This window comes from Cryobacterium sp. Sr3 (assembly GCF_004402835.1).
Taxonomy (GTDB): Bacteria; Actinomycetota; Actinomycetes; order Actinomycetales; family Microbacteriaceae; genus Cryobacterium; species Cryobacterium sandaracinum.
This window is the reverse complement of record NZ_SOFA01000015.1, coordinates 41318-49339: the sequence shown is the minus strand read 5'-3', so window position 1 is coordinate 49339 and position 8022 is coordinate 41318. Positions and strand designations below refer to the sequence as shown.

At 69.0% G+C, this 8022-nt stretch carries 5 protein-coding genes; 1 reads left to right on the top strand and 4 read right to left on the bottom strand.

Going from position 1 to position 8022, the window contains the following annotated elements:
* Nucleotides 1–601: 601 nt before the first annotated feature.
* Genes E3N94_RS17555 through E3N94_RS04085 form a run of 3 tightly spaced genes read right to left on the bottom strand, consistent with a single transcriptional unit; the run spans nt 602 to nt 5005 of the window.
* A complete protein-coding gene (locus E3N94_RS17555) occupies nt 602–2824 on the bottom strand; it encodes an FAD-dependent monooxygenase (protein ID WP_347232688.1) in 2223 nt (740 codons plus the stop codon).
* Between the two features lie 20 nt (nt 2825–2844).
* Nucleotides 2845–4098, bottom strand: coding sequence for a type III polyketide synthase (locus tag E3N94_RS04090; protein WP_241986133.1), 1254 nt, complete (start codon nt 4096–4098; stop codon nt 2845–2847).
* Between the two features lie 55 nt (nt 4099–4153).
* Entirely contained in the window at nt 4154–5005 is an 852-nt protein-coding gene (locus tag E3N94_RS04085) for a phosphatase PAP2 family protein (RefSeq protein WP_134342434.1), read from the bottom strand.
* A 283-nt stretch (nt 5006–5288) separates the two neighbouring features.
* Between E3N94_RS04085 and E3N94_RS04080 the strand changes: the two genes are divergently transcribed.
* Nucleotides 5289–6227 (top strand): phosphodiesterase, encoded by a 939-nt coding sequence (locus E3N94_RS04080; protein ID WP_174720204.1) that lies wholly within the window; start codon nt 5289–5291, stop codon nt 6225–6227.
* On the opposite strand, the gene E3N94_RS04075 is transcribed toward E3N94_RS04080, so the two are convergent.
* Nucleotides 6157–7887, bottom strand: a complete 1731-nt coding sequence (locus E3N94_RS04075) for a stealth family protein (RefSeq protein WP_104099552.1) — start codon at nt 7885–7887, stop codon at nt 6157–6159. The genes E3N94_RS04080 and E3N94_RS04075 overlap by 71 nt on opposite strands.
* Between the last annotated feature and the right edge of the window lie 135 nt (nt 7888–8022).

Here is an 8022-nt window from a genome sequence, read left to right as displayed (position 1 = left end):
GCCCGTCGGCCCGGCCCGTCGGCCCGGCCCGTCGGCCGGCCCGGCTCGCCGCGGCCCGTCGGCCGACCCATCTCACCGTGCACACCCAGCTGAGCCTTCCATTCCGTGGCTAATTCAGGAGATTCCACGAGCAGCGGTCCCAGCCCCGCGAAGTGTCGCATGATTCTGCGGGCCGAACGCACCGTGCGCTCGTTTCTCCTGAGTTAGCCCCAACGACCTGCCCGACCGGGCCAGCCCCGCCCAGCCCGCACCACCCGGCCGGCCCGGGTCATCCATCGCCCCGGCGCATAACTCCTGCCAATTCCGGTGAGTGCCCGGAACCGCCCAGGCGTCCCGGGCATCCGTGCCGCAGCTCCGCCGAATTGGAGGAGTTGTGCGCACGGACCGACCTGCACCCCGAATCGGGCAGCAGCAGCAGCAGCAGCCGCGCACACGTCGTGGCCAACTCAGGAGATTCCGGCGAGCGGCGGCCGCGCCCCCGCAGATTTTCGCATGTTTGCGCGGAGTTCTGCGAGTCGGCCACACCATCCGCACGTTTCTCCTGAGTTAGCCCCAGCGCACCGGGCCGATCGAGTCGAGCGGGCGCGCCGGCGGCGGCGAGCTACAGCCAGCGCATGGTGAAGGCGCGGGCGAGCACGGCGCTGGCGGGCGGCGCCGCGAGGGCGCGCACGAGGCCGTTCCGCGCGCGCAGGCGAAGCCCCTGCACGGGTCCGCCCATCGCCATGTTGAAGTCGGCCTGCCGGGCGGCCATCCGAGCGCTGCGCCGGCGGCGGCGGTCGTAATCCCCGAGCACGCCTGAAGCGGCCTCCGGATCCCGCAGCGCCCGCTCCAGCGCCGGGGCCAGTTGCAGCGCGTCGAGCCACCCGAGGTTCATGCCCTGCCCGCCGATCGGGCTGATCTGGTGCGCCGCGTCGCCGATGAGCACGACCCGTCCCGCTACAAGTCTCGTGGCGAGGCGCTGCTGCACCGAGAAGGCGCTGGCCTCCGCGGTCGTCGGAGGCAGCTGCGTGCCGGTGCGGGCACGGATGAGCGCAGCCAGGTCGTCGGACGTCGCATCGGCCTGCAGGGTCGGGGTCATGGCCACCCAGCGGCGTCGGCCTCCCGGCAACGGGAACGACTCGACCACACCACCCCGCTCGAAGAAGAGCACGGCCTCCCCGAGATGCTCCCCCGTGTCGGGGTAGTCGCTCATCAGATACGTCTCGCCGCCGGTGCGCGCGGTGCAGCGGATGCCGAGTAGGTCGCGCACGAGACTGCGGGCGCCGTCGGCGGCGACCACGTAGCGAGCCTCGAGAGTTTCGCCGGCAGACACGCCCCCCTCGCCCGTCCCGCCCGTCCCGATCCCCTCGACCGTCCCGTGCGTCCCGCCTGGCTTCGCCGTCTCGACTGTCTTAGCCGTCTCGACCGCGACCCGACCACCGCGCTCGGACACCCCGGTCACCGTTACGCCGCCGCGCAGCCGGCCGGGCGCGAGTTCGGCGAAGCGCGCGCGCAGCACGGCCTCGGTCTCGAACTGCGGCAGAGAGATCACGCTCTGCATCCGGTCGACGGTTTCGGTGAACGCCAGTCGGCCCAGCGTGCGCCCGTCCGAGCGCACCACACCGCCGCGGATGCGCACCGCCCGGGCGAGCACCTCTTCTGCCACGCCCAGTTGCTCCAGAGCCCGCAACGACGGCGGGTGGATGCCGATGGCCCGGGATCGCAGCGACGGCTTGGCTCGCTGCTCGACCACCTCCACGTCGACACCGCGCACCGCCAGCAGTCCAGCGAGCAGGATGCCCACCGGTCCCCCGCCGACCACGATCACGTCCCGAACCCGTGCCCCGCTGTCGTTCGCCTGCCCCCGCTCGTGCACGTGCACGCGTTCAGGTTCCCTTTCCGGTCGAGAGTGCCCGTTGCGCCGGTCACTTTTGACCGGAAAGGACACGCTCGCCGGCACCGTCTCAGCAAGAACCGACCCAGCCGACGCCGTGCCAGCAAGAACCGACACAGCCGACGCCGTGCCAGCAAGAACCGACACAGCCGACGCCGACACAGCCGACGCGAGCCCGGCAGACGCCGGTCCGGTCGGCACCACCCGGCGCAGCACGAGGCGCGACGGATGTTCCCGCGTCACCTGCCACCCGGGCGGCACCACCTCGCGCAGCTCGGCCGCCGTAAAACTGCGGCGAATGGAGGTGAGCCCGTCGTCGCGGATGAACGACCGGCGAAAGAGCGGCCAGGTGCCGAGCCCGAAGCCGAGGTACGCGAACCGGCTGCGTTCAATGTCGGCGTGCAGCACCCGATGCGCGGCGAGCCGTTCCGAGTCGGCGAGCAGTCCGCCGAGCTGTTCGCCGGTGAGGTGGTGCAGCACATGGTTGGAGACGACGACGTCGAACCGGCGCCTTTCTGCGACGAGATCGGAACTGAGCGCCCGCCGAAACGTCAGTCCGGGCAGTGGGGGCAGACTCATCGCGTAGGCGTGCGCGCGGGCATCCGGGTCAACGGCCGTGATGCGCAGCCGCAGGCCGTCCCGGGCGGCCCAGCGGGCCAGCGCCCGCGCCACGTCGCCGCCGCCGCAGCCGACGTCGAGCAGGGTGCTCTCCCGAGTGCTCGACAGCAATGGCCGGATATCGCGGCGGTACATCCCGCGCCACCCCGACACCACGCCGTTCACAAACCGGAAGTTCGCGTAGGTGCTGGCGAGTTTGACGGGGTCGCAGTCGGGGTCGTCCATGAGCTCGACGGCGTCACTCGCGCGCCGGCGCAGCGACGGAACGCCCAGCGACGAGACGCCCAGGAAGGGACGACTCCGCGACGATCGGCGCGCCGAAGGGAAATGCATCGACGGGATGCCCACTTCCGCTACCCGGCGGTGACGGTCATCAGCCCGGATTCGACCGTGAGCCCCGGGCCGAACGCCATCGCGCAGACCCGCTCGCCGTCATCCGTGGCCGGGGAGTCGAGGATGGCCTTGAGCACGAACAGGATCGTCGCGCTGCTCATGTTGCCGTAGGTGCGGAGAGTCTCCCGCGAGGGCACGAGCTGCGCCTCGCTCAGCCCGAGCTTCGCCTCGGTCTTGTCCAGGATGCTGCGCCCGCCCGGATGGATCGCCCAGTGCGCGATCGCGGTGGCCGGTGTGGTGACCGGCGCGACGTCAACCGGTGCGACCAGGGTTGCGACCGACCCGGCCGAGACACCCTCCGGCACCCCGGCAGGCAGGAGCGACGGCACCTTGGAAGGCACAAGCGCCGGCGCCAACACTGCGCTGAGCGCGACGTCCCGCGCGAAGAGGGGTGCCAGCGCCCCCTCGATGTGCTGGTCGATGATGTGCGGCACGTAGGTGCTGAGGATCATCTCGAACCCTTCGTCGCCGATCTTCCAGGCCATGTCCCCCTCGCCGATGGGCGTGATCACGGTCTCGAACAGGTCGAGGTTGAGGGCGTTCTCGCCCGCCGCGGGGGCGCGGGAGCTGACGATCCCAGCCGCAGCTCCATCCGAGAACAGCGAGGAGGCGACGATCGTGTCCGGGTCGTCCGAGGTGCGCAGGTGCAGCGAACACAGCTCGGCGCTGACGACGAGCACGACGGCGTTCGGGTCGGCGTCGACGAACTGCTTCGCCGTGCGCAGGGCGGGCATCGACGCGTAGCAGCCCATGAAGCCGAGGTGGTAGCGCTGGGTCGCGGGGTTCAGGCCCAGCTCGCGCACGAGCATGTAGTCGGGTCCCGGAGCGTAGAACCCGGTGCACGACACGGTAACCACATGCGTGATGTCCGAGGCCTCGATGCCGGGGCACGCCTCGAGGGCCCGTCGCCCGGCCTCGACGAACAGCTTCGTCGCCTCCACGATGTAGAGCTCGTTGCGCACCCGGGTGCTCGGCTTGAGCAGCTCCTGCGTGGCGGCGTCGAAGAACTGGGGATCGGACGACGCCTTGTCGAGAGTGAGCTCGTCAATGACGGTGTGCCGGGTGTCGATCCCGGACAGGTTGAACGACGCGGTCACCAGGCGCTGGGCCAGGCGGCTGAGTCCCGGCTGGGCCGCGAAGATGTCGCGCACCTGATCCTGAATCAGTACTGTCGGGGGGACCACGGTCTGGAGCGCTCTAAGAGTGACGGGCATAGCCCAAGTGTTACACGTGGGCACGGCCCGGCACACCCCCGTAAATGCCGTCAGATCAGGGCAGTGGGGCGAACAAACGGATGCCCGTGAACCCGATCCCGAGCCCCGCGGCAACGATCGCGGTGACGCCGCCGATGTACGCGATGAGGGTTCCCGGGGTATCGCCGAACGCACGGAAGTACGTGACCAGGAACGCGGCGACCGCGACCGCGGCGAACGGGATCAGGATGCGCAGCTGCAGGCGGTCGACTCTGGGCGGGCGGGCGTTCGTCCCGCCGCGCGGTGCACCGCCCATCGACCACGGGCCGCGGGTCAGCACCAGGCCGGCCACGCAACCCCAGACCGCCACGACGAGCAGAGCCGCGATGACATCGCTGGGCCGATGCCAGCCGTTCGCCAGCGTGGCGACCCCGGCCAGGATGGCGAAGCCGGAACCGCCGAGGGCGGCGAGGCCGCGCGTGCGGGGACTCGCGACCAGGAAAACGGCGAGAGCGGATGCCGCCGCCACCGTTGTATGTCCCGAGGGGAACGAGTTGCCGTCGTAGCCCTCCACCCCGAGGTCCGGCCGGGTCAGGAGCATGATCTTCAGCAGCTGAGTGCTCAACACGGCGGCCAGCGCTACCCCGCAGGCCACGATCAGGGTCCTGCCGTTGCGCCGAACGACGGTCACGACCCCGGTGAGCAGCAGTCCGGCGATGACGGAGACCAGCGGAACGGCATCCAGCAGCTCCTGCGCGAGCGGGGTGACGCTGCGGCGTCCGAACTCCGCGCCGTCGAAGGCGAGCTGGTCCATGGTCTGGCCGGAGAGGGTGCGCACGAAGTAGAGGTAGAGCCCGGCGAACAGGATGATTGCGACGAACGCCCCCACCAGGTAGCGAACGGGGCTGATCGACGAAGAGGTGCGCACGCTCTAGCTTCGCACGCGGCGGCGCGGTTGACTCCGTTCGGACCTCGGGCCTGACCCATCCCTCGGTGAGCCACCTCGGCCGAGCAGCCGTTGCAGGCGCAAGAGGGTACGAAGGAGACCACGTCCTGATCTCGCGGTGACGACGGGCCCGGAGGCGAAACACCCGGGTTCTTCACCGTGTTCGCCTGGCATTCACCTAAGGTTCAGCTCATGCTGCTCAAATAATCAGAGTAGAGTCAGCCAACTCTTCGAAGAGCTCTTAGCCCCAACGAATGGATGCTCCGTGAACATTCGAACGGCCGAATACCCCAAGCCGGATCATTTTCTACTCCACCTCAGCGACACCCACCTGCTTGCGAACGGCGGGCGCCTGTACGACCAGGTCGACAGCACCGCCCATCTCGCGCAGCTGTTCGCGGAGGTCGAAGCCTCCTCCGGCCGACCCGACGCCATCATCATCACGGGTGACCTGGCCGACAAGGGCGAACCGGATGCCTACCGGGCCGCTCAACTAATCGTCGAGCCGGCCGCGGCGCGGCTCGGTGCCCGCGTCTTCTGGGTGATGGGCAACCACGACGATCGGGCGGCGTTCCGCAGCACGCTGCTGAACGAGCCGGCGACCACCGAGCCGATCGACCACGTCGACTACATCGGCGGCCTGCGCCTGATCACGCTCGACACCTCCGTTCCCGGCCACCACCACGGCGCCGTGACCGACGACCAATTGCGCTGGCTGGCCGGCCAGCTGAGCGTTCCGGCGCCGGACGGCACCATTCTGGCCATGCACCACCCGCCCGTGCCGAGCGTGCTCGACCTGGCCGTGTCGGTCGAGTTGCGCGGCCAGGCCCGTCTTGCACAGGTGTTGCGCGGCTCGGATGTGCGCAGCATCCTCGCCGGGCACCTGCACTACTCCTCGACCGCGACGTTCGCGGGCATTCCGGTGTCGGTGGCGTCGGCCACCTGCTACACCCAGGACCTGAATGTTCCGGTCGGCGGCACGCGGGGCCGCGACGGGGCACGCACCTTCAACCTCGTGCATGTGTTCGCTGACACGATACTGCACTCGGTCGTTCCGCTGGGTGACTACCCGGCGCTGGACTACGTCGACGCGACGGAAAGTGCGCGACGGCTCGCCGGCGACAACATCCGGATCATGCCCGCGGGTACTCTGCCAACGTTCCGCGAACCCCCGATGACCACACCGATCCCGGTTCTGCACTAGACGGCGGCGTGTGCCCGGCCTGGCCGGGAACGAGCTGGTTCTCGCGTTCCCACGGGGCGACTATCGGGAAGTAACGTTCGAGGAAGTCGGTCACGGCCGCGCGGCGAACCTCGTCGGAGATCTCCGGGTTGCTTCCGTCGTTCAGGCAGAACATGTCCTGGTCGCGGCGCTTGCGCAGGGCGTTCATCTGACGCAGTGCCAGCTTCAGCGTGGTTTCGATGTACAGTGAGCGCGCCTGGGTCTGCTCGACCGCCCGCCCGGTCATCAGCGCGTAGTAGTGGTACAGCGAGTTCGTGACCGAGATATCAGTCGCTGAGCGGAACTGGCTGGCCGCAGTGCGGGCGAAATCGCCGGGGAACTCCGCTTCGAGTTCCTGCATCACACTCCTGCGGAGCGGCGCCGCCGTGTGCTCGAGGTGCCGCGTGGTGACCTTGCCGAACCGATCGCGCAGCAGGGCGCGGTTGACCCGGGCGCCGTTCTCGAACCCGCTGCGGCTGGTGTTGTTCTCGCCGAGGCCGATCCGGGTGGATGCCTCGATGAACTTGGTCACGCCGCCCGGAGAGAAGAACAGCTCCGGTCCGACAGGGCGGCCGAAGAACATGTCGTCGTTGGAATAGAGGAAATGCTCGGCCAGTCCGGGGATGCGGTGCAGCTGACTCTCCACGGCGTGCGAGTTGTGCGTGGGCAGAACACTCAGGTCGGGGAAGAAATCCTCGCTGCGCATGATGGTGACGCGCGGGTGCTCGGCCAGCCACACCGGGGCCGGCGAATCCGTGGCGATGAAGATGCGGCGCACCCAGGGCGCGAACATGTAGACGCTGCGGAGGGCGTACTTGAGCTCGTCGATCTGGCGGAAACGGGCATCCGAATCGTCGCCGTCTCCGACGACATAGGCCTGCATGCGCTTGGCCCGTTCACGCTGGAAATCACTGGACGAGCCGTCGACCCAGGAGAAGACCATGTCAATGTCGAAACTGACGTCGCTGGCCAGGTCGTCGAACATGTGTTGCAGGGTGCGCCAGGTGCGCCCGAAGAGGTCGATCGTGGTCTCGCGGGCCTCCGAACGCGGCAGACGTGCCCGCATCAGCGAGTTCTCGACGGGCGCGACGATCTCATCGTCGCCGAAGTGCCAGAGCTCGAACTGGAAGGCCGTCTCGGCGCCGTAGCGCAGGCGGCCGATCGGCTCGATGCGCGGTCGGTAGACCCGGAAGACGGATGACTTGCGCAGCGTCGTCAGGGCGCCGTCCGCCAGGAGCAGGGCCGGGGTCAGATTCCCGTCGAGGGGCTTGGCGTAGAAGGGCTCGTTCGCGAAAGCCTCCGCAAGGATGCGGGTGAGGTTCTTGCGGCGTTTGCGGTCGACCGCGATCACCGGGCGGTCCCCGTCGCCGCGCACGAGCAGGAAGTCGATGCCGGCCCGTTCGAGCGCGTCGCGGACCGCGAGGAGGTCCTTGACCATCGACTCGTGGGGGGTGAAGTGACCGTTGATCAAGTTGATCTCGCCCTTGCGCACGACCACGTCATCACGGTCGAAACGGCGGGTGCGCGGGTCGGGTGAGAGCAGCACGAGCTCGGGTTCCTGGCTCAGCGTCAGCACGGGCAGGTTGTCTGCCGGTTCGTTCGAGGAGCGACGCTCGGTTTCCGGGCGATCGAACGTGGCCATGGTCCTCCTCGAGAAGAATTGGGAACACTCATTCACGGGGCAACCACACGCAGTGCCGGGGAGAGTGCGTCCGTTGATGCCGGACAGCAACGACCGGTTCAGAGACCGGAGCGAAGCAGCCGGCGGAACGCGGTG

Coding starts and splice junctions, on each gene's coding strand:
- E3N94_RS04075 (WP_104099552.1), bottom strand. CDS start 7,887: ATGGCCACGTTCGATCGCCCGGAAACCGAGCGTCGCTCCTCGAACGAA.
- E3N94_RS17555 (WP_347232688.1), bottom strand. CDS start 2,824: ATGCATTTCCCTTCGGCGCGCCGATCGTCGCGGAGTCGTCCCTTCCTG.
- E3N94_RS04090 (WP_241986133.1), bottom strand. CDS start 4,098: ATGCCCGTCACTCTTAGAGCGCTCCAGACCGTGGTCCCCCCGACAGTA.